At 53.1% G+C, this 25,170-nt stretch carries 16 protein-coding genes and 1 pseudogene; 13 read left to right on the top strand and 4 right to left on the bottom strand.

Annotation, left to right across the window (positions count from 1 at the left end):
* Positions 1-150: 150 nt before the first annotated feature.
* From purL to glnB, 5 genes are all read left to right on the top strand, one after another.
* Positions 151-4,038 (top strand): phosphoribosylformylglycinamidine synthase, encoded by a 3,888-nt coding sequence (purL, locus tag D9738_RS13610; protein WP_130207544.1) that lies wholly within the window; start codon positions 151-153, stop codon positions 4,036-4,038.
* A 596-nt stretch (positions 4,039-4,634) separates the two neighbouring features.
* Positions 4,635-6,062 carry a two component system sensor histidine kinase QseE/GlrK gene (gene qseE / locus D9738_RS13605; RefSeq protein ID WP_130260418.1) on the top strand — a complete coding sequence of 476 codons (1,428 nt, stop codon included), beginning with the start codon at positions 4,635-4,637 and terminating at the stop codon, positions 6,060-6,062.
* A gap of 163 nt (positions 6,063-6,225) precedes the next feature.
* Positions 6,226-6,939 carry a two-component system QseEF-associated lipoprotein QseG gene (gene qseG, locus D9738_RS13600; RefSeq protein WP_130260417.1) on the top strand — a complete coding sequence of 238 codons (714 nt, stop codon included), beginning with the start codon at positions 6,226-6,228 and terminating at the stop codon, positions 6,937-6,939.
* The gene (gene glrR / locus D9738_RS13595) at positions 6,929-8,263 is read left to right on the top strand and encodes a two-component system response regulator GlrR (protein WP_130260416.1); all 1,335 of its coding nucleotides are present in this window, start codon (positions 6,929-6,931) and stop codon (positions 8,261-8,263) included. The genes qseG and glrR overlap by 11 nt, the downstream gene beginning before the upstream one ends.
* 60 nt (positions 8,264-8,323) lie before the next feature.
* On the top strand, positions 8,324-8,662 hold the full coding sequence (glnB, locus tag D9738_RS13590; protein ID WP_000717691.1) for a nitrogen regulatory protein P-II: 339 nt from the start codon (positions 8,324-8,326) through the stop codon (positions 8,660-8,662).
* 43 nt (positions 8,663-8,705) lie between these two features.
* Here the strand turns inward: glnB and hmpA are convergent, their stop codons facing one another.
* Complete coding sequence (gene hmpA, locus D9738_RS13585) at positions 8,706-9,896, bottom strand: NO-inducible flavohemoprotein (protein WP_130260415.1); 1,191 nt, start codon at positions 9,894-9,896, stop codon at positions 8,706-8,708.
* A 330-nt stretch (positions 9,897-10,226) separates the two neighbouring features.
* On the opposite strand from hmpA, the gene glyA reads away from it, so the two are divergent.
* On the top strand, positions 10,227-11,480 hold the full coding sequence (glyA, locus tag D9738_RS13580; RefSeq protein WP_000919159.1) for a serine hydroxymethyltransferase: 1,254 nt from the start codon (positions 10,227-10,229) through the stop codon (positions 11,478-11,480).
* Between the two features lie 197 nt (positions 11,481-11,677).
* Here glyA and D9738_RS13575 read toward each other — a convergent pair whose 3' ends face one another.
* On the bottom strand, positions 11,678-12,871 hold the full coding sequence (locus D9738_RS13575) for an ROK family protein (protein WP_130260414.1): 1,194 nt from the start codon (positions 12,869-12,871) through the stop codon (positions 11,678-11,680).
* A 117-nt stretch (positions 12,872-12,988) separates the two neighbouring features.
* Between D9738_RS13575 and D9738_RS13570 the strand changes: the two genes are divergently transcribed.
* The 6 genes and pseudogenes from D9738_RS13570 to D9738_RS13545 all read left to right on the top strand — a co-directional run bounded on the left by D9738_RS13570 (position 12,989) and on the right by D9738_RS13545 (position 21,917).
* Positions 12,989-16,270, top strand: a complete 3,282-nt coding sequence (locus D9738_RS13570) for a DUF5107 domain-containing protein (protein WP_130260413.1) — start codon at positions 12,989-12,991, stop codon at positions 16,268-16,270.
* 96 nt (positions 16,271-16,366) lie between these two features.
* Positions 16,367-17,349 (top strand): annotated as a pseudogene (locus D9738_RS13565) (substrate-binding domain-containing protein).
* Between the two features lie 22 nt (positions 17,350-17,371).
* Positions 17,372-18,883, top strand: a complete 1,512-nt coding sequence (locus tag D9738_RS13560) for a sugar ABC transporter ATP-binding protein (RefSeq protein WP_130260412.1) — start codon at positions 17,372-17,374, stop codon at positions 18,881-18,883.
* Positions 18,884-18,907: 24 nt separating this feature from the next.
* Positions 18,908-19,906: an ABC transporter permease gene (locus D9738_RS13555; protein ID WP_130260411.1), complete on the top strand. Its 999-nt coding sequence runs from the start codon at positions 18,908-18,910 to the stop codon at positions 19,904-19,906.
* Positions 19,907-19,938: 32 nt separating this feature from the next.
* Entirely contained in the window at positions 19,939-21,033 is a 1,095-nt protein-coding gene (locus tag D9738_RS13550; protein ID WP_165383333.1) for a zinc-binding dehydrogenase, read from the top strand.
* A gap of 11 nt (positions 21,034-21,044) precedes the next feature.
* Positions 21,045-21,917 carry an aldose 1-epimerase gene (locus D9738_RS13545; RefSeq protein WP_130260410.1) on the top strand — a complete coding sequence of 291 codons (873 nt, stop codon included), beginning with the start codon at positions 21,045-21,047 and terminating at the stop codon, positions 21,915-21,917.
* 159 nt (positions 21,918-22,076) lie between these two features.
* Here D9738_RS13545 and D9738_RS13540 read toward each other — a convergent pair whose 3' ends face one another.
* On the bottom strand, positions 22,077-22,499 hold the full coding sequence (locus D9738_RS13540) for a DoxX family protein (RefSeq protein ID WP_130260409.1): 423 nt from the start codon (positions 22,497-22,499) through the stop codon (positions 22,077-22,079).
* 256 nt (positions 22,500-22,755) lie between these two features.
* Between D9738_RS13540 and D9738_RS13535 the strand changes: the two genes are divergently transcribed.
* Positions 22,756-23,895 (top strand): 3-phenylpropionate MFS transporter, encoded by a 1,140-nt coding sequence (locus tag D9738_RS13535; protein WP_130260408.1) that lies wholly within the window; start codon positions 22,756-22,758, stop codon positions 23,893-23,895.
* Here D9738_RS13535 and csiE read toward each other — a convergent pair.
* The gene (csiE, locus tag D9738_RS13530; protein ID WP_130260407.1) at positions 23,887-25,167 is read right to left on the bottom strand and encodes a stationary phase inducible protein CsiE; all 1,281 of its coding nucleotides are present in this window, start codon (positions 25,165-25,167) and stop codon (positions 23,887-23,889) included. The genes D9738_RS13535 and csiE overlap by 9 nt on opposite strands.
* Positions 25,168-25,170 lie beyond the last annotated feature (3 nt).

The raw sequence follows: 25,170 nt of genomic DNA, 5'->3' as shown, positions 1-25,170 counted from the left end.
CTTATTACAGCCATTGGCGGCACGCGTTGCTAATTCACGATGGTGATTTTATTTCCACGCAAACGGTTTCGTCAGCGCAGCAGATTCTTTATAATGACGCCCGTTTCCCCCCCCCTTGGGTACACCGAAAGCTTAGAAGACGAGAGACTTATGATGGAAATTCTGCGTGGTTCGCCTGCACTGTCGGCATTCCGAATCAATAAACTGCTGGCGCGTTTTCAGGCTGCCAGGCTCCCGGTTCACAACATTTACGCCGAGTATGTCCATTTTGCTGACCTCAATGCGCCGTTAAACGAAGAAGCGCACGCGCAACTTGAACGCCTGTTGAAATATGGTCCGGCACTCGCCAGCCATGCCCCGGAAGGCAAATTACTGCTGGTGACCCCGCGCCCAGGCACCATCTCTCCCTGGTCTTCAAAAGCGACCGATATCGCCCATAACTGCGGGCTGCAACAGGTAAACCGCCTTGAGCGCGGCGTGGCTTACTATGTAGAAGCCGCTACGCTGACCAATGAACAGTGGCAGCAGGTTACCGCTGAACTACACGACCGTATGATGGAAACGGTCTTTTTTGCTTTAGATGATGCAGAGCAGCTGTTTGCGCATCATCAACCGACTCCAGTCACCAGCGTTGATTTACTGGGGCAGGGCCGTCAGGCGCTGATCGACGCTAACCTGCGTCTCGGCCTGGCACTGGCGGACGATGAAATTGACTATCTGCAGGATGCTTTCACAAAGCTTGGTCGTAATCCGAACGACATCGAGCTGTATATGTTCGCCCAGGCGAACTCTGAGCACTGCCGCCACAAAATTTTTAACGCCGACTGGATTATCGACGGTGAACAGCAGCCGAAATCGCTGTTCAAGATGATCAAAAATACCTTCGAAACCACGCCGGATCACGTTCTCTCTGCGTATACAGATAACGCCGCGGTGATGGAAGGTTCTGAAGTAGGCCGCTACTTTGCTGACCACGAAACGGGCCGCTACGATTTCCATCAGGAACCGGCGCATATTCTGATGAAAGTCGAAACTCACAATCACCCGACGGCGATTTCTCCGTGGCCGGGTGCGGCGACGGGGTCTGGCGGTGAAATCCGTGATGAAGGCGCCACCGGACGCGGCGCGAAGCCGAAAGCCGGTCTGGTCGGTTTCTCCGTTTCCAACCTGCGTATTCCTGGCTTTGAACAGCCGTGGGAAGAAGATTTCGGTAAGCCTGAGCGCATTGTCACCGCACTGGACATCATGACCGAAGGTCCGCTGGGCGGCGCGGCATTTAACAACGAATTTGGTCGTCCGGCACTGAACGGCTACTTCCGTACTTATGAAGAAAAAGTGAACAGCCACAACGGCGAAGAGCTGCGCGGTTATCACAAACCGATCATGCTGGCGGGCGGGATCGGCAACATTCGCGCCGATCACGTACAAAAAGGCGAGATCAACGTTGGTGCGAAGCTGGTCGTTCTCGGCGGTCCGGCAATGAACATTGGTCTTGGCGGCGGTGCGGCGTCTTCTATGGCGTCTGGTCAATCTGATGCCGACCTCGACTTTGCTTCTGTTCAGCGCGACAACCCGGAAATGGAACGTCGTTGCCAGGAAGTGATCGACCGTTGCTGGCAGCTTGGTGATGCCAACCCAATCCTGTTTATCCACGACGTTGGCGCAGGCGGTCTTTCTAACGCGATGCCGGAACTGGTAAGCGACGGCGGGCGCGGCGGTAAATTTGAACTGCGCGACATCCTGAGCGACGAACCGGGCATGAGCCCGCTGGAAATCTGGTGTAACGAATCCCAGGAACGTTACGTGCTGGCGGTTGCTGCCGATCAGTTACCGCTGTTTGACGAACTGTGTAAGCGTGAACGCGCGCCCTACGCGGTGATTGGTGAAGCGACCGAAGAACTGCATCTTTCTCTGCACGATCGTCATTTTGATAATCAGCCGATCGATCTGCCGCTGGACGTACTGCTTGGTAAAACACCGAAGATGACCCGCGATGTGCAAACGCTGAAAGCGAAAGGCGACGCGCTGGTCCGTGAAGGGATCACCATTGCTGACGCGGTGAAACGTGTGCTGCATCTGCCGACCGTGGCGGAGAAAACCTTCCTTGTGACCATTGGCGACCGTAGCGTAACCGGCATGGTGGCGCGCGATCAGATGGTTGGCCCGTGGCAGGTGCCGGTCGCTAACTGTGCGGTCACTACTGCCAGCCTCGACAGCTACTACGGTGAAGCGATGGCAATTGGCGAACGTGCGCCAGTTGCGCTGCTGGATTTCGCCGCTTCTGCCCGTCTGGCGGTCGGTGAAGCGTTAACCAACATCGCCGCAACACAAATTGGCGATATCAAACGCATTAAACTTTCCGCCAACTGGATGGCGGCGGCAGGTCATCCTGGCGAAGATGCTGGCCTGTATGAAGCTGTTAAAGCGGTGGGCGAAGAGCTTTGTCCGGCGCTGGGCCTGACGATCCCGGTGGGTAAAGATTCAATGTCGATGAAAACCCGCTGGCAGGAAGGTAACGAAGAGCGTGAAATGACGTCGCCGCTGTCGCTGGTTATTTCTGCATTTGCCCGCGTGGAAGATGTGCGTCACACCATCACGCCGCAGCTTTCTACCGAAGATAACGCACTGTTGCTGATTGATCTGGGCCTTGGCAATAATGCGCTGGGCGCAACGGCGCTGGCGCAGGTTTATCGTCAGCTTGGCGACAAACCGGCTGATGTGCGCGACGTCGCACAACTGAAAGGCTTCTATGACGCGATTCAGGCGCTGGTTGCACAGCGTAAGCTGCTCGCGTACCACGACCGCTCTGATGGTGGTCTGTTGGTGACGCTGGCGGAAATGGCATTTGCCGGTCATTGCGGCATTGAAGCGGATATCGCCTCTCTGGGCGACGATCATCTGGCGGCGCTGTTTAACGAAGAGCTGGGTGCGGTGATTCAGGTTCGTGCCGCTGACCGTGAAGCGGTCGAAGCGGTACTGGCACAGCATGGCCTTGCTGAGTGCGTCCATTATGTTGGCCAGGCGGTTTCCGGTGACCGTTTTGTGATTACCGCCAACGGGCAGGCTGTATTCAGCGAAAGCCGTACTACGTTGCGCGTCTGGTGGGCAGAAACCACCTGGCAGATGCAGCGCCTGCGTGACAACCCGGAGTGCGCCGATCAGGAACATCAGGCGAAATCCAACGACGCTGATCCGGGCCTGAATGTGAAACTGTCGTTCGATATTAACGAAGATGTAGCAGCTCCGTTTATCGCTACTGGCGCGCGCCCGAAAGTTGCCGTATTGCGTGAGCAAGGCGTGAACTCGCATGTTGAAATGGCGGCAGCTTTCCATCGTGCGGGCTTCGATGCTATCGACGTGCATATGAGCGATCTGCTGGCTGGACGCACTGGTCTGGAGGATTTCCACGCCCTGGTCGCGTGCGGTGGTTTCTCCTACGGTGATGTGCTGGGTGCCGGTGAAGGTTGGGCGAAGTCTATTCTGTTCAACAACCGTGTACGCGATGAGTTTGCAACCTTCTTCCATCGTCCGCAAACGCTGGCGCTGGGGGTATGTAACGGTTGCCAGATGATGTCTAATCTGCGTGAGCTGATCCCAGGTAGCGAGCTGTGGCCTCGTTTCGTGCGTAACACCTCCGATCGCTTTGAAGCGCGTTTCAGCCTGGTTGAAGTGACCCAAAGCCCGTCTCTGCTGTTGCAGGGGATGGTGGGCTCGCAGATGCCGATTGCTGTGTCTCACGGTGAAGGGCGCGTTGAAGTACGCGACGCGGCGCATCTGGCGGCACTGGAAAGCAAAGGGCTGGTTGCGTTGCGCTATGTCGATAATTTCGGCAAAGTCACCGAAACCTACCCGGCTAACCCGAACGGTTCCCCGAACGGTATTACAGCGGTCACTACCGAAAGCGGTCGTGTCACCATTATGATGCCGCACCCGGAACGTGTTTTCCGTACTGTCAGCAACTCCTGGCATCCGGAAAACTGGGGCGAGGATGGCCCATGGATGCGTATTTTCCGTAATGCGCGTAAGCAGCTGGGGTAAGGCTGCGGAAGTTCCACGCAACCCATTGTTTTGTAGGCCGGATAAGGCTTTCACGCCGCATCCGGCATTACACACAACCACTTCGCCAACAATTATAAGCTCCCAACTCCGGGAGCTTTTTTTGTGTCTGTAAATCACGACAATGGGTGGTTTGCCGTGTCGCTTATAGGTGACATATAACTTATTGATTTAATTTAAAACGAATAATTTAAGCTTTGGGCGTCTCTTTTAAGCGACACACTGGCTGATTTATAGTCAACCAGTGGAGCAGCCATTAATCCATTAAAGCTATTTTTTATCAGTACGTTATCAAACCATTTTATTTATTGGCACAGTTACTGCATAATAATAACCAGTGGCTCATTCACCTACTTATGTCAGCCCCTTCGGGACGTGCTACATAAAATTCGAATGACGCACAACAAGGTGCCTGCCGTCCAACTTCTGATATCAGCGTAGCTATATCAACCATCGGGCGAAACGTCGAGTTAGGCACCGCCTTATTCCACAACAAAGCCGGGTAATTCCCGGCTTTGTTGTATCTGAACTCCCCCTCGGTTAGCATCAGGCTATTCGCGTCTGACGAGAGTAACACCTTGAAACGCTGGCCTGTTTTTCCCCGTTCATTACGACAATTAGTCATGCTGGCATTCTTGCTGATTCTGCTGCCTCTGCTGGTACTGGCATGGCAAGCCTGGCAAAGCCTTAATGCGCTTAGCGATCAGGCGGCGCTGGTCAATCGCACAACGCTTATTGACGCCCGGCGCAGTGAGGCAATGACTAATGCGGCACTGGAGATGGAGCGTAGCTACCGTCAGTATTGCGTGCTGGACGACTCAACCCTGGCGAAGGTCTATCAAAGCCAGCGTAAACGTTACAGCGAAATGCTCGATGCCCACGCTGGCGTGCTGCCGGACGATAAACTTTACCAGGCATTGCGTCAGGATTTGAACAATCTTGCCCAACTCCAGTGTAACAACAGTGGGCCGGATGCGGCGGCCGCCGCGCGTCTGGAAGCCTTTGCCAATGCCAATGCCGAAATGGTACAGGCCACGCGCACCGTGGTGTTTTCACGCGGGCAGCAACTCCAGCGAGAGATAGCCGAACGCGGGCAGTATTTCGGCTGGCAGTCACTGGTGTTGTTTCTGGTGAGTCTGATAATGGTGCTGCTTTTCACCCGAATGATTATTGGTCCGGTGAAAAATATCGAGCGGATGATCAACCGTCTGGGGGAAGGACGCTCACTGGGTAATAGCGTCTCGTTTAGTGGACCGAGCGAGTTACGCTCGGTAGGGCAACGTATTCTTTGGTTAAGTGAACGCCTGTCATGGCTGGAATCCCAGCGCCATCAATTTTTAAGACATTTATCTCATGAATTAAAAACGCCACTGGCGAGTATGCGCGAGGGCACTGAATTACTGGCTGACCAGGTTGTCGGGCCGCTTACGGCAGAGCAAAAAGAGGTGGTAAGCATCCTTGATAGCAGCAGCCGCAATTTGCAAAAACTTATAGAACAACTGCTTGATTACAACCGTAAACAGGCAGATGGCGCGGTGGAACTGGAGAATGTTGAGTTAGCACCGTTGGTGGAGACGGTAGTTTCCGCTCACAGTCTGCCAGCCCGGACTAAAATGATGCATACCGACGTTGATCTCAAGGCAACAGCATGCCTGGCGGAACCCATGTTGCTGATGAGCGTGCTGGATAATCTTTACTCCAATGCGGTGCACTACGGGGCTGAATCCGGTAACATTTGCCTTCGCAGCAGTTTACATGGCGCACGGGTTTATATTGATGTCATCAATACAGGCACGCCCATTCCGCAAGAGGAACGCGCCATGATCTTCGAACCCTTTTTTCAGGGAAGTCACCAGCGAAAAGGGGCGGTGAAGGGGAGCGGTCTGGGATTAAGCATTGCCAGGGATTGTATTCGCCGTATGCAGGGGGAACTGTATCTGGTCGACGAGAGCGGGCAAGACGTTTGCTTCCGCATTGAATTGCCTTCGTCGAAAAACACGAAATAATGTTAAGGCCTATCCCATTAGGCTATTTTATTTGCCAGTTCGGCCCCGGGCAGTGCTCGAAATCCTCACGTACTACGTGTACGCTCCGGTTTCTCCGCGCTGTCCGTGTCCAAACTGCCTGCAACAATTACGCCCACTGGGATAGGCTCTGAGTCTGGTGAATATGCGACACATTTTTCAACGATTTTTATCCCGACGGCTGTGGCTGGCGGGGTTGCCTTGTCTGGCGCTGCTGGGCTGCGTGCAGAATCACAATAAGCCAGCCATTAATGCGCCAGTAGAAGAAAAAATCCCGGTTTATCAACTGGCTGATTATCTTCCTACTGAATGTAGCGACATCTGGGCGTTGCAAGGTAAATCAACTGAAACTAACCCGCTTTACTGGCTACGGGCGATGGATTGCGCCAACCGCTTAATGCCAGCGCAGTCGCGTCAGGAAGCGCGCAAGTATGGTGATGGCAGCTGGCAAAATACCTTTAAGCAGGGGATTTTGCTTGCCGATGCCAAAATCACGCCTTTTGAGCGCCGCCAACTGGTCGCGCGCATTGATGCGTTAAGTACTGAGATCCCGGCGCAGGTTCGCCCGTTGTATCAACTCTGGCGCGACGGACAGGCGCTGCAACTGCAACTGGCGGAAGAGCGCCAACGTTACAGTAAACTCCAGCAATCCAGCGACAGCGAACTGGACGCCCTGCGCCAGCAACATCACGTTCTACAGCAACAACTGGAACTTACCACCCGCAAGCTGGAGAACCTGACGGATATTGAACGCCAACTCTCGACTCGCAAACCGGCCGGAAATTTTCCACCGGACACGCCGCACGAGAGTGAAAAAACCGCGCCATCCACCAATGAGGTCACCCCTGATGAGCCATAAACCCGCGCATTTATTATTGGTCGATGACGATCCGGGATTACTGAAATTACTTGGCCTGCGCCTGACCAGCGAAGGCTACAGCGTGGTCACGGCAGAAAGTGGTGCCGAGGGGCTGCGGATACTGAATCGTGAAAAAGTGGATTTAGTCATCAGCGACCTGCGGATGGATGAAATGGATGGTATGCAACTGTTTGCTGAAATCCAGAAAGTGCAGCCAGGTATGCCGGTAATCATCCTCACCGCGCATGGTTCCATTCCCGATGCCGTTGCCGCGACACAGCAGGGCGTGTTTAGTTTCCTCACTAAGCCCGTCGATAAAGACGCGTTATATCAGGCAATTGATGATGCGCTGGAGCAATCCGCCCCAGCCACCGACGAACGTTGGCGCGAGGCGATTGTCACTCGCAGCCCGCTGATGCTGCGTTTGCTGGAACAGGCGCGGCTGGTGGCGCAATCAGACGTTAGCGTTTTGATTAACGGTCAGAGCGGCACCGGGAAAGAGATTTTTGCCCAGGCTATCCACAACGCCAGCCCGCGTAACAGCAAGCCGTTTATTGCCATTAACTGTGGCGCATTGCCCGAGCAGTTGCTGGAGTCGGAGCTGTTTGGTCATGCACGCGGCGCGTTTACTGGTGCCGTCAGCAATCGCGAAGGTTTATTCCAGGCGGCGGAAGGCGGTACGCTGTTTCTCGATGAGATTGGCGATATGCCTACGCCGTTACAGGTAAAATTGCTGCGCGTATTGCAGGAGCGAAAAGTCCGCCCGCTGGGCAGTAACCGCGATATTGATATCGACGTGCGGATTATTTCTGCGACTCACCGCGACCTGCCAAAAGCGATGGCGCGCGGGGAATTCCGTGAAGATCTCTATTACCGCCTCAACGTTGTCAGCCTTAAAATTCCGGCACTGGCGGAGCGCACGGAAGACATTCCGCTACTGGCAAACCACTTATTGCGTCAGGCAGCAGTACGGCATAAACCGTTTGTCCGCGCGTTCTCCACGGATGCGATGAAACGCCTGATGACTGCCAGCTGGCCGGGAAATGTGCGCCAGTTGGTGAACGTGATTGAACAGTGCGTGGCGCTGACATCATCTCCGGTGATTAGTGATGCGCTGGTGGAGCAGGCGCTGGAGGGCGAAAACTCGGCGCTGCCCACCTTTGTTGAGGCGCGTAATCAGTTTGAACTCAACTACCTGCGCAAGCTGCTGCAAATCACTAAAGGCAACGTCACTCACGCGGCGAGAATGGCGGGGCGCAACCGGACAGAATTTTATAAACTGCTTTCCCGACACGAGCTGGATGCAAACGATTTCAAGGAATGAATCGGTGTAATGTGTTACGTTTAGCAGATCAAAAGACAGGCGACCTTTTCAAGGAATAGCATGAAAAAGATTGATGCGATTATTAAACCCTTCAAGCTGGACGATGTCCGTGAAGCACTGGCCGAAGTCGGTATTACCGGCATGACCGTGACCGAAGTGAAAGGCTTTGGGCGCCAGAAAGGCCACACTGAGCTGTATCGCGGTGCGGAATATATGGTGGATTTTCTGCCGAAGGTGAAAATTGAGATCGTCGTGCCGGACGACATTGTCGATATCTGCGTAGACACGATTATTCGTACGGCGCAAACCGGCAAAATTGGTGATGGTAAAATTTTCGTCTTCGACGTGGCACGGGTCATTCGTATCCGTACCGGCGAAGAGGACGACGCGGCGATTTAAACCGCGTCAGGGTTGCCGGATGTCTCCATCCGGCAACATCAAATCACAGCACTTTATGTGGGCCAAAGCATTCGTAATGAATGTTTTCCTGCTTCACACCCAGGTCCACTAACTGTTTTGCCGCAAACTGCATGAAGCCGACCGGACCGCAGAGATAGAACTGCATGGCCGGATCGCTGAACGCACCTTCCAGTTTGCTCAAATCCATCAGGCCTTCGCTATCAAACTGACCTTTAGCGCGATCGGCTTCGCTCGGCTGGCGATACCAGGTATGCGCGGTAAAGCGCGGTAGTGATTGACCCAGTTCCTTAACTTCATCGGCAAAGGCGTGAACATCGCCATTTTCTGCCGCGTGGAACCAGTTTACCTGGGCGTTATGGCCTGCTTTTGCCAGCGTATCGAGCATTGCCAGCATTGGCGTTTGCCCTACACCCGCAGAGATCAGTGTTACCGGCGTGTCATCTGTCACATCCATAAAGAAATCACCCGCCGGAGCTACCAGCTTCACGACATCGCCAACGTTGGCGTGATTGTGCAGCCAGTTGGATACCTGCCCACCCTCTTCGCGTTTCACCGCAATACGATAGCCTTTGCCATCCGGTTTGCGAGTCAAAGAGTACTGACGAATTTCCTGATGTGGGAAACCTTCTGGTTTCAGCCAGACGCCGAGATATTGTCCCGGACGGTATTCTGCCACTGCGCCACCGTCGACCGGCTCAAGTTCGAAGCTGGTGATCAGTGCGCTGCGCGGTGTTTTAGCCACAATGCGGAAATCGCGAGTACCTTCCCAGCCACCGGCTTTGCTGGCGTTTTCGTTATAGATTTCCGCCTCGCGATTGATAAATACATTAGCCAGTACGCCATAGGCTTTACCCCACGCGTCCAGCACTTCCTGGCCTGGGCTGAACATTTCGTCCAGCGTCGCCAACAGGTGTTCGCCGACGATGTTGTACTGTTCCGGTTTGATCTGGAAACTGGTGTGCTTCTGCGCGATTTTTTCTACCGCTGGCAGCAGCGCAGGCAGGTTTTCAATATTACTGGCGTAGGCGGCAATAGCGTTAAACAGGGCTTCACGTTGATCGCCATTACGCTGGTTACTCATGTTAAAAATTTCTTTGAGTTCTGGGTTATGAGTAAACATACGGTCGTAGAAATGGGCGGTTAACTTTGGCCCTGTTTCCACCAGTAAAGGGATGGTGGCTTTTACTGTAGCGATGGTTTGAGCGTCAAGCATATGGTCTTCCTTTTTTTGCATCTTAATTGATGTATCTCAAATGCATCTTATAAAAAATAGCCCTGCACTGTAAATGGTTCTTTTGGTGTTTTTCATCAAGAATGTGATGAAGTGAAAAATTTGCATCACAAACCTGAAAAGAAATCCGTTTCCGGTTGCAGGCCCTTTATTCTCCAAAGCCTTGCGCAGCTTGAAGGTAATCGTTTGCGTAAATTCCTTTGTCAAGACCTGTTATCGCACAATGATTCGGTTATACTGTTCGCCGTTGTCCATCAGGACCGCCAAAATTAGGCGAAAAAATTTTATTGTTAGCTGAGTCAGGAGATGCGGATGTTAAAGCGTGAAATGAACATTGCCGATTATGATGCCGAACTGTGGCAGGCTATGGAGCAGGAAAAAGTACGTCAGGAAGAGCACATCGAACTGATCGCCTCCGAAAACTACACCAGCCCGCGCGTAATGCAGGCGCAGGGTTCTCAGCTGACCAATAAATATGCTGAAGGTTATCCGGGCAAGCGCTACTACGGCGGTTGCGAGTATGTTGATATCGTTGAACAACTGGCGATCGATCGTGCGAAAGAACTGTTCGGCGCTGATTACGCTAACGTTCAGCCGCACTCCGGCTCCCAGGCTAACTTTGCGGTCTACACCGCGCTGCTGGAACCAGGTGATACCGTTCTGGGTATGAACCTGGCGCATGGCGGTCACCTGACTCACGGTTCTCCGGTTAACTTCTCCGGTAAACTGTACAACATCGTTCCTTACGGTATTGATGCTACCGGCCATATCGACTACGCCGATCTGGAAAAACAAGCCAAAGAACACAAGCCGAAAATGATTATCGGTGGTTTCTCTGCATATTCCGGCGTGGTTGACTGGGCGAAAATGCGTGAAATCGCTGACAGCATCGGTGCTTACCTGTTCGTTGATATGGCGCACGTTGCGGGCCTGGTTGCTGCTGGCGTCTACCCGAACCCGGTTCCTCATGCTCACGTAGTGACTACCACCACTCACAAAACCCTGGCGGGTCCGCGCGGCGGCCTGATCCTGGCGAAAGGCGGTAGCGAAGAACTGTACAAAAAACTGAACTCTGCCGTTTTCCCTGGTGGTCAGGGCGGTCCGTTGATGCACGTAATCGCTGGTAAAGCGGTTGCTCTGAAAGAAGCGATGGAGCCTGAGTTCAAAACTTACCAGCAGCAGGTCGCTAAAAACGCTAAAGCGATGGTAGAAGTGTTCCTGGAACGCGGCTACAAAGTGGTTTCTGGCGGTACTGATAACCACCTGTTCCTGGTTGATCTGGTTGATAAAAACCTGACCGGTAAAGAAGCAGACGCCGCTCTGGGCCGTGCCAATATCACCGTGAACAAAAACAGCGTACCGAACGATCCGAAGAGCCCGTTTGTAACTTCTGGTATTCGTGTAGGTACTCCGGCGATTACGCGTCGTGGCTTCAAAGAAGCAGAAGCGAAAGAACTGGCTGGCTGGATGTGTGACGTGCTGGACAGCATCAATGATGAAGCGGTTATCGAGCGCATCAAAGGTAAAGTTCTCGACATCTGCGCACGTTACCCGGTTTACGCATAAGAGAAACGGTGATTTGCTGACAACGTGCTCGTTGTTCATGCCGGATGCGGCGTGAACGCCTTATCCGGCCTACAAAAATTTGCAAATTCAATATATTGCAATATCCGTGTAGGCCTGATAAGCGTAGCGCATCAGGCAATCTTACGTTTGTGATCGTCAAGGCTTCCTTCGGGAAGCCTTGTTACGTTATCGCGCCATCAAATCTGTCGTAACTGCGCCTCAACATACAAATAGCCAATCCCCAGCACCTGTTGTGCGCGGCTTAATTGCCCGAAGCCAATTTGCGTCGCTTTCACGCTCGGTCCTTCGTCGCGGTCAAACGGGTTAAATCCTGTCTGGCGAATAATGGTATTAAGCCAGTTCTCACCAAAGGCACAGCTGCGACCGTACAACCAAATCTGATTAATATTGAGGATGTTGAGGAAGTTATACAGACTCAAACCAATGGCGTTGGCACTGCGGTCAACCCAACTGGTGATCCACGGTTCTCCACTCTGCCAGGCAGCGATTAATTGCGCGGTAGTCAGTTTTTCTGGATCAAGTTGAGTATTGCCAGGTTGTGATTTTAGCCATACTCGCGCCTGTTTTTTTAATGCGCTTAACGAGGCGACGGTTTCCAGGCAGCCATAACGTCCACAGTCGCAGGCGACGCCATCCGGATTAACAATGGTGTGACCAATCTGCCCGCTACCATACAAACTACCGCGATAAATTTGCTCGTTAATCACGAACGACGAGCCAATGCCGTAATCAACGTTGATCACGCAGAAATCCCGTCCCTGCGAATTATTTTGCCATTTCTCCGCCAGCGCCAGCATCACGCAGTCATTATCGACCATCACCCGAATGCCCAGCTTCTCTTCCAGCAGATACTTCACCTCAACTGGCGTGGTCCACGGTGCTTGCGGCATGGTTTGCGATACACCAGTTACCGGATCAACCTGACCGTGAATTGCCAGCGCCAGGTTGATGGTGCGGCCCGGCCACAGTTTGCGATGACGATGCCAGCATTTTTCGATTTCGGACAGCAGTGCCTGCGGTGTCGGTGCATCAATCTGAAAATATTCAAATTCGCCTTTCGGACTTAAACAAGCGTTAGCGACCTGGCACTCAATGCTGGTGGGCGTCACGTTCAGGCATAGCGTCCAGTCACCTTCCGGCGCAATCAGCCATGTGCCGCTGCTATGCCCGCGCGTCTGGCTTTCATCGTCGATATTCACCACCCGCTTTTCGTTTTCCAGTTCCTGCAAAATATTACTGACCGCCGGAATTGAAATTTGCGCCAGCCGGGCCAGCGTCGACTTGTTGGCGCGCTTTTGCCGGTACAACAGTTCCAGAATCACGCATTTGTTATGGTGGCGGATCTGTTGATTGTTAATGCAGGCTCTCATCTTCACTAAACCTTGTTTAGTTAATTGCGTGATTATTCCGCGAAAACATTGCCAGATTGTTCAATACACTGCCACAAATCTTTTAATTCAGTATGTCTTGTTAATATTGAGGGCACCATGACTCCAGTAAAAGTGTGGCAAGAGCGCGTTGAGATCCCGACCTATGAAACCGGGCCGCAGGATATACATCCCATGTTCCTGGAAAATCGCGTTTATCAGGGATCGTCCGGCGCGGTTTATCCCTATGGCGTGACCGATACGCTGAGCGAGCAGAAAACCCTGAAATCCTGGCAGGCGGTGTGGCTGGAAAACGACTACATCAAAGTGATGATCCTGCCGGAACTGGGCGGTCGCGTGCATCGCGCATGGGATAAAGTGAAACAGCGAGATTTTGTCTATCACAATGAAGTCATTAAGCCGGCGCTGGTGGGGCTGCTGGGGCCGTGGATTTCGGGCGGGATTGAGTTTAACTGGCCACAACACCATCGCCCGACCACCTTTATGCCCGTTGATTTCACCATCGAAGCCCATGACGACGGCGCACAGACGGTGTGGGTCGGCGAAACGGAGCCGATGCACGGTTTACAAGTGATGACTGGTTTCACACTGCGCCCTGACCGGGCAGCGCTGGAAATCGCCAGCCGCGTCTATAACGGCAACGCCACGCCGCGTCATTTCTTGTGGTGGGCCAACCCGGCAGTGAAAGGTGGTGAAGGGCATCAGAGCGTTTTCCCGCCGGATGTGACTGCGGTGTTTGATCACGGCAAACGGGCTGTTTCAGCTTTCCCCATCGCTACCGGCACCTACTACAAAGTGGACTACTCCGCCGGAGTGGACATTTCTCGCTATAAAAATGTGCCAGTGCCGACTTCGTATATGGCTGAAAAATCGCAGTACGATTTTGTTGGCGCGTGGTGTCACGATGAAGATGGCGGTTTGCTGCACGTTGCCAACCACCATATTGCGCCAGGTAAAAAACAGTGGAGTTGGGGACACAGTGAATTTGGCCAGGCGTGGGATAAGAGTCTGACCGACAATAACGGTCCGTATATCGAGCTGATGACCGGTATTTTTGCCGATAACCAGCCCGATTTTACCTGGCTTGATGCTTACGAAGAGAAGTGTTTCGAGCAGTATTTCCTGCCTTATCATTCTCTGGGCATGGTGCAAAATGCCTCCCGCGATGCGGTGATAAAACTCCAGCGTAGCGAGCGGGGGATTGAGTGGGGGCTGTATGCCATCTCCCCGTTGAGTGGATATCGTCTGGCGATCCGCGAAATCGGCAAATGCAACGCGTTACTCGATGATGCCGTGGCCCTGACGCCAGCAACCGCCATCCAGGGCGTGTTGCATGGTATCAATCCTGACAGACTGACCATCGAACTTTCCGATGCTGACGGCAATATTGTACTGAGTTATCAGGAACATCAGCCGCAAGAGTTGCCGTTGCCGGACGTTGCCAAAGCGCCACTGGCTGCACAAGACATTGCCAGTACAGATGAAGCCTGGTTTATCGGTCAGCATCTGGAGCAATATCATCACGCCAGTCGTTCACCGTTCGATTACTACCTGCGCGGCGTGGCGCTGGACCCGCTGGATTATCGCTGTAACTTGGCGCTGGCGATGCTGGAATATAACCGCGCAGATTTCCCGCAAGCGGTGGCGTATGCCAGTCAGGCGCTGAAACGCGCACATGCGCTGAACAAAAACCCGCAGTGTGGACAGGCAAGTTTGATTCGCGCCAGTGCTTACGAACGTCAGGGACAATATCAACAATCCGAAGAGGATTTCTGGCGTGCGGTCTGGAGCGGGAACAGTAAAGCCGGCGGCTATTATGGTCTGGCACGGCTGACTGCGCGTAATGGTAACTTCGACGCGGGTCTGGATTTTTGCCAACAAAGTCTTCGCGCCTGCCCAACCAATCAGGAAGTGCTTTGCCTGCATAACCTGCTGCTGGTGTTAAGTGGTCGTCAGGACAACGCGCGTTTGCAGCGCGAGAAACTGCTGCGTGATTATCCGCTGAACGCCACTCTGTGGTGGCTGAACTGGTTCGATGGTCGTAGCGAATCAGCCCTCGCGCAGTGGCGCGGTCTGTGTCAGGGACGCGACGTTAACGCCCTGATGACCGCCGGGCAACTGATTAACTGGGGAATGCCCGCCCTGGCGGCAGAGATGCTGAACGTACTGGACTGCCAGCGCACGCTTCCGCTTTACCTGCAAGCCAGCTTGCTGCCGAAAGCCGAACGCGGCGAACTGGTCGCAAAAGCCATTGATGTCTTCCCACAGTTTGTCCGTTTCCCGAATACGCTGGAAGAAGTGGCGGCGCTGGAGAGTATTGAAGAGTGCTGGTTTGCCCGTCATTTACTGGCCTGCTTCTATTACAACAAGCGTAGCTACAACAAAGCCATTACTTTATGGCTGCGTTGCGTAGAGATGTCACCGGAGTTTGCCGACGGCTGGCGCGGGTTAGCGATCCATGCGTGGAATAAGCAACACGATTATGAGCTGGCCGCGCGTTATCTTGATAATGCTTATCAGCTTGCGCCGCAGGATGCACGTCTGCTTTTCGAACGGGATTTGCTGGATAAGTTAAGCGGAGCCACACCGGAGAAACGACTGGCACGTCTGGAAAATAATCTGGAAATTGCTCTGAAACGCGACGACATGACCGCAGAACTGCTCAATTTGTGGCATCTCACAGGTCAGGCCGACAAAGCGGCGGATATTCTCGCCACGCGAAAATTCCACCCGTGGGAAGGCGGGGAAGGGAAGGTCACCAGTCAGTTTATCCTTAACCAAATGTTACGCGCCTGGCAACACCTTGATGCCAGACAACCGCAGCAGGCCAGCGAACTGCTTCATGCCGCGCTGCACTATCCGGAGAATTTAAGCGAAGGCCGTTTACCGGGGCAAACTGACAACGACATCTGGTTCTGGCAGGCGATATGTGCCAAAGCTCAGGGCGATGAAACTGAAGCGACGCGTTGTTTACGTCTGGCGGCGACCGGCGATCGTACCATTAACATCCACAGTTATTACAACGATCAGCCGGTTGATTATCTCTTCTGGCAAGGAATGGCGCTGCGACTGCTGGGCGAACAACAAACCGCACAGCAACTGTTTAGTGAAATGAAACTGTGGGCGCAAGAGATGGCGAAAACCAGTATCGAGGCGGATTTCTTTGCCGTCTCGCAACCTGACTTGTTGTCGCTGTATGGCGATTTACAACAGCAGCATAAAGAAAAATGCCTGATGGTGGCGATGCTGGCGGCCGCGGGACTAGGGGAGATTGCGCAATACGATTCTGCTCGCGCTGAATTGACTGCGATTAATCCGGCCTGGCCGAAAGCGGCATTATTCACCACCGTGATGCCTTTTATTTTTAACCGCGTTCACTAAACCCTATTAACTGTAATATTTGAGCGGCACGCGCTGCCGCTCACGCTCAAATAATTAAAATAAGCCGTTGTAAATAAAAACCCTACAGGAGGCACTATGCCTAAAAAAATGAGAACAACCCGTAATCTATTATTAATGGCTACGCTATTAGGTAGCGCACTATTTGCCAACGCTGCGGATAAAGAAATGACCATTGGCGCAATATACCTTGATACCCAGGGATATTACGCTGGAGTGCGTCAGGGCGTTCAGGATGCGGCAAAAGATTCTTCAGTACAGGTACAGTTAATTGAAACTAACGCCCAGGGCGATATTTCGAAAGAAAGTACTTTTGTAGATACCCTCGTGGCGCGTAATGTCGATGCCATTATTTTATCGGCAGTGTCTGAAAATGGCAGTAGCCGCACCGTTCGCCGCGCCAGTGAGGCGGGTATTCCGGTGATTTGCTACAACACCTGTATTAATCAAAAGGGTGTCGATAAATATGTCTCGGCGTATCTGGTGGGCGATCCGCTGGAATTTGGTAAAAAACTGGGTAACGCTGCCGCCGATTATTTTATTGCCAACAAAATTGACCAGCCGAAAATTGCCGTCATCAATTGCGAAGCCTTTGAAGTTTGTGTGCAACGACGTAAAGGGTTTGAAGAAGTATTAAAAGCCCGCGTTCCCGGCGCGCAAATTGTCGCTAATCAGGAAGGGACTGTTTTAGATAAAGCGATTTCTGTCGGTGAAAAACTGATTATCTCCACGCCAGATCTCAACGCCATTATGGGGGAATCGGGCGGAGCGACACTCGGCGCGGTAAAAGCGGTACGCAATCAAAATCAGGCCGGAAAAATTGCCGTTTTCGGTTCGGACATGACCACTGAAATTGCTCAGGAGCTGGAAAACAACCAGGTGCTGAAAGCGGTAGTGGATATTTCCGGTAGAAAATGGGCAATGCTGTTTTCGCGCAAACATTGAAGGTTATCAATAAACAAGCCGACGGTGAAAAAGTGATTCAGGTGCCAATCGATCTCTATACCAAAACTGAAGACGGTAAACAGTGGCTGGCAACGCACGTTGATGGTCTGCCCTAATAGCTGATTCGCAGAGGTCCCTATGTTCACGGCAACAGAGGCAGTCCCGGTAGCAAAAGTGGTGGCAGGAAATAAGCGTTACCCCGGCGTCGTTGCGCTGGATAACGTTAACTTCACGCTCAATAAAGGCGAAGTTCGCGCGCTGTTAGGCAAAAACGGTGCGGGAAAATCGACCCTCATTCGAATGCTTACCGGTAGCGAACGTCCGGATAGCGGTGATATCTGGATTGGCGAGACGCGACTGGAAGGCGACGAAGCTACGCTGACTCGCCGTGCCGCTGAACTGGGGGTACGCGCGGTTTATCAGGAATTAAGTCTGGTGGAAGGGCTGACGGTGGCAGAAAACCTCTGCCTTGGTCAATGGCCTCGCCGCAACGGCATGATTGATTACCCGCAAATGGCGCAGGATGCCCAACGTTGCTTACAGGCGCTGGGCGTTGACGTTAGCCCTGAACAACTTGTTTCAACGCTAAGCCCGGCGCAAAAGCAACTGGTGGAAATTGCGCGGGTGATGAAGGGCGAGCCGCGCGTGGTCATCCTTGATGAACCCACCAGCTCGCTTGCCAGTGCGGAAGTTGAACTGGTGATCAGCGCCGTGAAAAAAATGTCGGCACTGGGCGTGGCGGTGATTTACGTCAGCCACAGGATGGAGGAAATCCGCCGTATCGCTTCCTGTGCCACCGTCATGCGCGACGGGCAGGTGGCGGGCGATGTGATGCTCGAAAACACCTCAACTCGCCATATTGTGTCGTTGATGCTCGGACGCGATCACGTTGATATTGCACCGGTTGCAGCTCAGGAGATTGCGGACCAGACCGTACTGGAAGTTCGCGCGTTACGCCACAGACCAAAACTTACGGAGATCAGTTTTTCACTGCGTCGTGGCGAAGTGCTCGGCATTGCCGGCCTGCTGGGGGCAGGGCGCAGTGAATTGCTGAAAGCGATAGTTGGGCTGGAAGCGTATGAACAGGGCGAAATTGTTATCAACGGCGAGAAAATCACGCGCCCCGATTACGGCGACATGCTGAAACGCGGCATTGGCTATACGCCAGAAAACCGCAAAGAAGCGGGGATCATTCCCTGGCTGGGCGTTGACGAAAATACAGTGCTGACCAATCGGCAAAAAATCAGCGCCAACGGCGTACTGCAATGGTCCACCATCCGCCGCCTGACCGAAGAGGTGATGCAGCGGATGACGGTTAAGGCTGCCAGTAGCGAAACACCCATCGGCACGCTTTCTGGCGGTAATCAGCAAAAAGTGGTGATCGGTCGTTGGGTCTATGCCGCCAGCCAGATTTTGTTGCTCGACGAGCCAACGCGCGGCGTCGATATCGAAGCAAAACAGCAGATTTACCGTATTGTCCGCGAGCTGGCTGCCGAAGGAAAAAGCGTGGTGTTTATCTCCAGTGAAGTGGAGGAGTTACCGCTGGTGTGCGACCGCATTCTGTTGTTACAGCACGGTACGTTCTCGCAGGAGTTTCACTCTCCAGTCAATGTGGATGAGCTGATGTCCGCCATTCTGTCTGTGCACTGATGAATTTTACCGAGGAACCTGAAGATGTCTGCTTCGTCATTACCATTGCCGCAGGGCAAGAGCGTCTCGCTCAAACAATTTGTCAGTCGCCATATTAATGAGATCGGTTTGCTGGTGGTGATTGCCATTTTGTATCTGGTCTTCTCCCTGAACGCGCCTGGCTTTATCTCATTGAATAACCAAATGAACGTGCTGCGCGATGCCGCTACCATTGGGATCGCCGCCTGGGCGATGACGCTGATTATTATCTCCGGGGAAATTGATGTCAGCGTTGGGCCGATGGTGGCTTTTGTCTCGGTGTGCCTGGCATTTTTGCTGCAATTTGACGTTCCGCTGGCGATTGCTTGTCTGCTGGTGTTGCTGTTAGGTGCGCTGATGGGAACGCTGGCCGGGGTGCTGCGCGGTGTGTTTAACGTACCAAGTTTCGTTGCCACGTTGGGGCTGTGGAGCGCCCTGCGCGGAATGGGGCTGTTTATGACTAACGCCCTGCCAGTGCCAATTGACGAAAACGAGGTGCTGGACTGGCTGGGCGGACAATTTCTCGGAGTGCCGGTATCCGCGCTGATCATGATGGTATTGTTTGCGCTGTTTGTGTTCATCAGTCGTAAAACCGCTTTCGGGCGCTCGGTTTTTGCCGTTGGCGGTAATGCCACTGCGGCGCAGTTGTGCGGCATCAACGTTCGTCGGGTGCGCATTCTTATCTTTACCCTTTCGGGATTATTAGCGGCGGTGACCGGCATTTTGTTGGCGGCGCGTCTTGGTTCTGGTAACGCAGGTGCCGCAAACGGTCTGGAGTTTGACGTCATCGCCGCGGTCGTGGTCGGCGGTACGGCACTTTCCGGCGGTCGCGGTTCCCTGTTCGGTACATTGCTTGGTGTGCTGGTGATTACGCTAATCGGTAACGGTCTGGTATTGCTCGGGATTAACTCTTTTTTCCAGCAGGTGGTACGCGGCGTCATCATCGTGGTGGCAGTCCTGGCGAATATCTTGCTGACCCAGCGAAGCAATAAAGCGAAACGCTAAACCTTAACGCCCCTGGCGCGGGTGCGGCAGGGATGAAAATTAATCGTATTGTTAATGAGGGATTTATGAAAACGATGCTGGCAGCTTATTTACCAGGAAATTCGACCGTCGATCTGCGGGAAGTTGCGGTGCCGACGCCGGGGATTAACCAGGTGCTGATCAAAATGAAATCCTCCGGGATTTGCGGAAGCGATGTCCACTATATCTACCATCAACACCGCGCCACGGCGGCGGCGCCCGATAAACCGTTATACCAGGGCTTTATCAACGGTCATGAGCCGTGCGGGCAAATTGTGGCGATGGGGCAAGGCTGTCGCCATTTTAAAGAGGGTGATCGCGTGCTGGTGTATCACATTTCTGGCTGTGGTTTTTGCCCGAACTGCCGCCGCGGCTTTCCTATCTCTTGTACTGGCAAAGGAAAAGCGGCTTACGGCTGGCAGCGTGACGGTGGTCATGCCGAATATCTGCTGGCGGAAGAAAAAGATCTGATCCTCCTGCCGGATGCACAGAGTTACGAAGATGGTGCGTTTATCAGTTGCGGCGTTGGCACGGCCTATGAAGGGATTTTGCGCGGCGAAGTCTCCGGCAGCGATAACGTGCTGGTGGTCGGTCTGGGACCGGTCGGCATGATGGCGATGATGCTGGCGAAAGGTCGCGGTGCAAAACGGATCATCGGCGTTGATATGTTGCCGGAACGTCTGGCGATGGCGAAGCAGTTAGGGGTGATGGATCACGGTTATTTAGCGACGACCGAGGGCTTGCCGCAGATAATCGCTGAACTCACTCACGGCGGCGCGGATGTTGCGCTCGATTGTTCCGGTAATGCTGCGGGGCGCTTGCTGGCATTGCAATCCACCGCCGACTGGGGGCGCGTGGTTTACATTGGTGAAACCGGAAAAGTGGAGTTCGAAGTCAGCGCCGATCTGATGCACCATCAACGGCGGATTATTGGCTCTTGGGTAACCAGTCTGTTCCATATGGAAAAATGCGCTCACGATCTGACCGACTGGAAACTATGGCCACGTAACGCCATTACCCACCGCTTCTCTCTGGAACAGGCGGGAGATGCCTACGCACTGATGGCGAGCGGCAAGTGCGGGAAAGTTGTGATTAACTTCCCGGATTAAGGAGTTAGCGGATGACCATCTATACCTTATCTCACGGGCCGCTAAAGCTGGACGTTTCTGACCAGGGCGGCGTAATCGAAGGCTTCTGGCGCGATACGACGCCGCTGTTACGTCCTGGTAAAAAAAGCGGTGTGGCAACCGATGCCTCTTGTTTTCCGCTGGTGCCATTTGCAAACCGGGTGAGTGGTAACCGATTTGTCTGGCAGGAGCGAGAGTATCAACTGCAACCGAATGTTGAGTGGGATGCGCACTATCTACACGGCGATGGCTGGTTGGGGCAGTGGCAATGTGTCTCGCGCAGCGATGATAGTTTGCGTCTGGCGTATGAACATCACTGTGGCGTTTATCATTATCGTGTAAGCCAGGCATTTCATTTAACGGCGGATTCACTGACGGTCACGCTCTCTGTCACCAATGAAGGCACTGAGACGCTGCCATTTGGTACTGGCTGGCATCCTTATTTTCCGTTGTCGTCGAAAACGCTGATTCAGGCGCAGGCGAATGGTTACTGGCTGGAGCGGGAGCAGTGGTTGGCGGGCGAGTTTTGCGAGCAGTTACCGCCAGAACTGGATTTCAACCAGCTCGCGCCGTTGCCGCGCCAGTGGGTGAACAACGGTTTTTCCGGATGGAATGGCCAGGCCCGCATCGAGCAGCCGCAGGAGGGTTACGCCGTCATCATGGAAACGACGCCGCCTGCGCCGTGCTATTTCATCTTTGTCTCCGATCCCGCGTTTGATAAAGGGTATGCGTTTGATTTCTTCTGTCTGGAGCCGATGAGTCATGCGCCAGATGACCATCATCGCCCGGAAGGTGGTGACCTCATTGCGCTTGCGCCGGGTGAATCAACAACCTCAGAGATGTCGTTGCGGGTAGAGTGGCTGTAATTTATAAAATGCCGGATGCACAGGCCTACAGGGTAATTTCGATTTTGTAGCACTCGGCGCACCATGCCTGATGCGACGCTTGCCGCGTCTTATCAGGCCTACAATTGGTGTTGGAGCGGTCGGCCGGATAAGGCGTTCACGCCGCATCCGGCATCTTTCCTAACGCCGATCGAGAGAAATTGCCCCCGGCCCGGTAATTGCCAGCAGCAGGAATGCGCCAGCAATGCTGATATTCTTCCAGAAATTAATCATATTTGGTCCAATCGCATCGCCAGTCATATCCCAGTAATGATGACCAATCACCGCAGTTCCCAGCGTGTAGAAAATAAACAGCACCGCCAGCGGACGGGTGAAAAAGCCAAGTATGATTAATATCGCGGCGGGTACTTCCATAATCACCGCAATAACTGCCGCCAGCATCGGCATCGGTGCGCCCAGCGAGGCCATATACTGTACCGTTCCGTCAAAGCCCATCATTTTGGGAAAACCAAAAATAATGAAAATTAAGATGACGGCGATACGGGCAATTAATAACAAAACGGGGCGGGCAGCACCAAAATCAAAATAACGTAGTGAGTTCATAACCAATCCCTTTGCAAGATAATGTGATTTAAACGTAATACACACTCTTGCACCTCGCCACGCCCCAGCGGATGAGAAATTTGGTAATTATCCAGGTCAATATCCAGCACATTTTCTTTAGGTGATATTTTGTTAGCGGTATTAACGATATTTTTTCCAGCTCTGTGTACTGGAAGCAGACTCGAATTTTCTTATTTTTCAACTTGCACCAACATTCGATTAACTCCAGACTAACGCCTCCTGACGGGAGGGACTCATGGTTTTGCAATCCACGCGCTGGTTGGCGCTCGGTTATTTCACATACTTTTTTAGCTACGGTATTTTTCTACCTTTCTGGAGCGTCTGGCTTAAGGGGATTGGCTTAACGCCAGAAACCATCGGCCTGTTGTTGGGGGCCGGGCTGGTTGCCCGTTTTCTCGGTAGTTTGATAATTGCGCCTCGCGTCAGCGATCCTTCTCGCCTGATTTCTGCGCTGCGTGTGCTGGCGTTGCTGACGCTACTCTTTGCCATCGCCTTCTGGGCGGGTGCGCATGTGGCGTGGTTGATGGTGGTGATGGTTGGTTTTAACCTCTTTTTCTCACCGCTGGTGCCGTTGACCGATGCGCTGGCGAATACCTGGCAAAAGCAGTTCCCGCTTGATTATGGCAAAGTGCGACTTTGGGGCTCGGTGGCGTTTGTCATTGGCTCGGCGCTAACGGGGAAACTGGTCAGCGTATTCGATTATCGGGTTATTCTGGCATTGCTGACGTTGGGCGTGGCATCCATGCTGCTCGGCTTTCTTATCCGTCCGACGATTCAGCCACAAGGGGCCAGCCGTCAACAGGAGAGCACGGGGTGGCCAGCGTGGTTGGCGCTGGTCCGCCAGAACTGGCGTTTTCTGGCCTGCGTTTGTTTATTGCAGGGGGCGCATGCGGCCTATTACGGTTTTAGCGCCATTTACTGGCAGGCAGCTGGCTACTCGGCCTCGGCGGTGGGCTATTTGTGGTCGCTGGGCGTGGTGGCGGAAGTCATTATCTTTGCGCTGAGTAATAAGCTTTTCCGCCGTTGTAGCGCCCGTGATATGTTGCTGATCTCGGCGGTATCCGGGGTAGTACGTTGGGGCATTATGGGGGCAACCACTGAGTTGCCGTGGTTGATTATGGTGCAAGTTCTGCATTGCGGCACCTTTACCGTGTGCCATCTGGCCGCTATGCGCTACATTGCCGCTCGTCAGGGAAGTGAGGTTATCCGCTTGCAGGCAGTTTATTCTGCCGTCGCGATGGGCGGCAGTATCGCCATCATGACCGTCTTCGCCGGTTTTTTGTATCAATATCTGGGGCATGGCGTGTTCTGGGTGATGGCATTGGTGGCGTTTCCGGCAATGTTTTTGCGCCCGAAAGTCGTTCCCTCATGCTGATTCAAGTATTTTGCGGATTTGTTCCTGTTGATGTGCCGTCAGGGTCAGATCCGTATAAATCAGCGGTGGTGAAAAAAGCGGTAGCGGCATGGTATAAGGCGCAATAATAAGTGCGGCATTGCGCGGCGCGCCAATCTGCAAAAATGTCTTCACAGACATGTGTTTAATATTGAGCGGCAGTATCGTTAGCTCACGCAATTGCAGCTCAATATTCGCTTCTCGTTCGCTGTCATTGCCCGTCAGCAAAATAATCTGCTTTTCGTGAATTTCATTTGCCTGCATCAGCCATGCACCGAAAATCACTGCCACCAGACAACTTTCTTCATCGGAAAGACTGACATTGTACTCATTTTCAAACCCGACCAGCGCTTCGCGGGTGGTGTGCACGAGCCGTGGATAAAGTCGACGGAACTCTTCCGGTAAAGTGTTATCAATGCCGATAGAAAACAAACAGCGGTTTAACGCCTGGGCCAGGTGAGTATAAAGCTGATAGCACAACCCCTGTTCATCATAGAAACGGACGTTACTCAACTGCCGAAAATGCTGTACCAGACGGTTAATTGACTGGCGCAACTGTTTGCCATGCTGATGGGTGTCTCGCAGTGGATCGGGAACCCGCAACATGGAAAAAAGTAATGCCATAAATAGCGGTTCAGCTGGGGGAACAGGTTGACGCGCCCGCCGTTGCCAGTGGCGGCCAATTTCCTGTGCAACCTGAAATTCAATGCAAGATTCCAACCAGTGACGTTGCAGCGGGTTAAATAAGGGCGAGATTTCGGCATGGTGTTGCAATAAGCAATATTGCAGATACAAACACAGGAAATGAACATCACGCGCGTCAAAGCGTTTTTGCAGCCTTCGCGAGCAGAGATTAACTAACGCCAGTAGATTGGTGTCGTCATAAAAATTACGAGCAATCCCCCGACGCTTTAGCTCCCCCTTTAACGCGGGCGTAAAATGGCTGCTGATAAATGACGGACAAAGGCGAAAAGCGCGTCGTAGCCAATGAAATAAACATAAGCGTTGGTTAAGTATTGTACCTTCAATCCGGTAGCTCCCGTCATATCCAGTTGTAATGGTGAGTTGATGATAGCGCTGGATCTCCCGTCCTGTTTCGCTGATATCGCGACCCACCATTTCATCATCCACACCATTAATCTCGCTGAAAGTTGCCGTGGTGGCGCTCAACCCCGGCTGGAACAGCGTCAGCAATACCTGGCAACGGCGCTGGGGAGCTGAAAGTACAGATGGTGGGGCAAGTGTAGGTATCATCTG

It is taken from the genome of Escherichia sp. E10V5, assembly GCF_004212315.1.
GTDB lineage: Bacteria > Pseudomonadota > Gammaproteobacteria > Enterobacterales > Enterobacteriaceae > Escherichia.
Note: the sequence above shows the minus strand (reverse complement) of the source record. Positions and strands in the feature narration are given on the sequence as shown.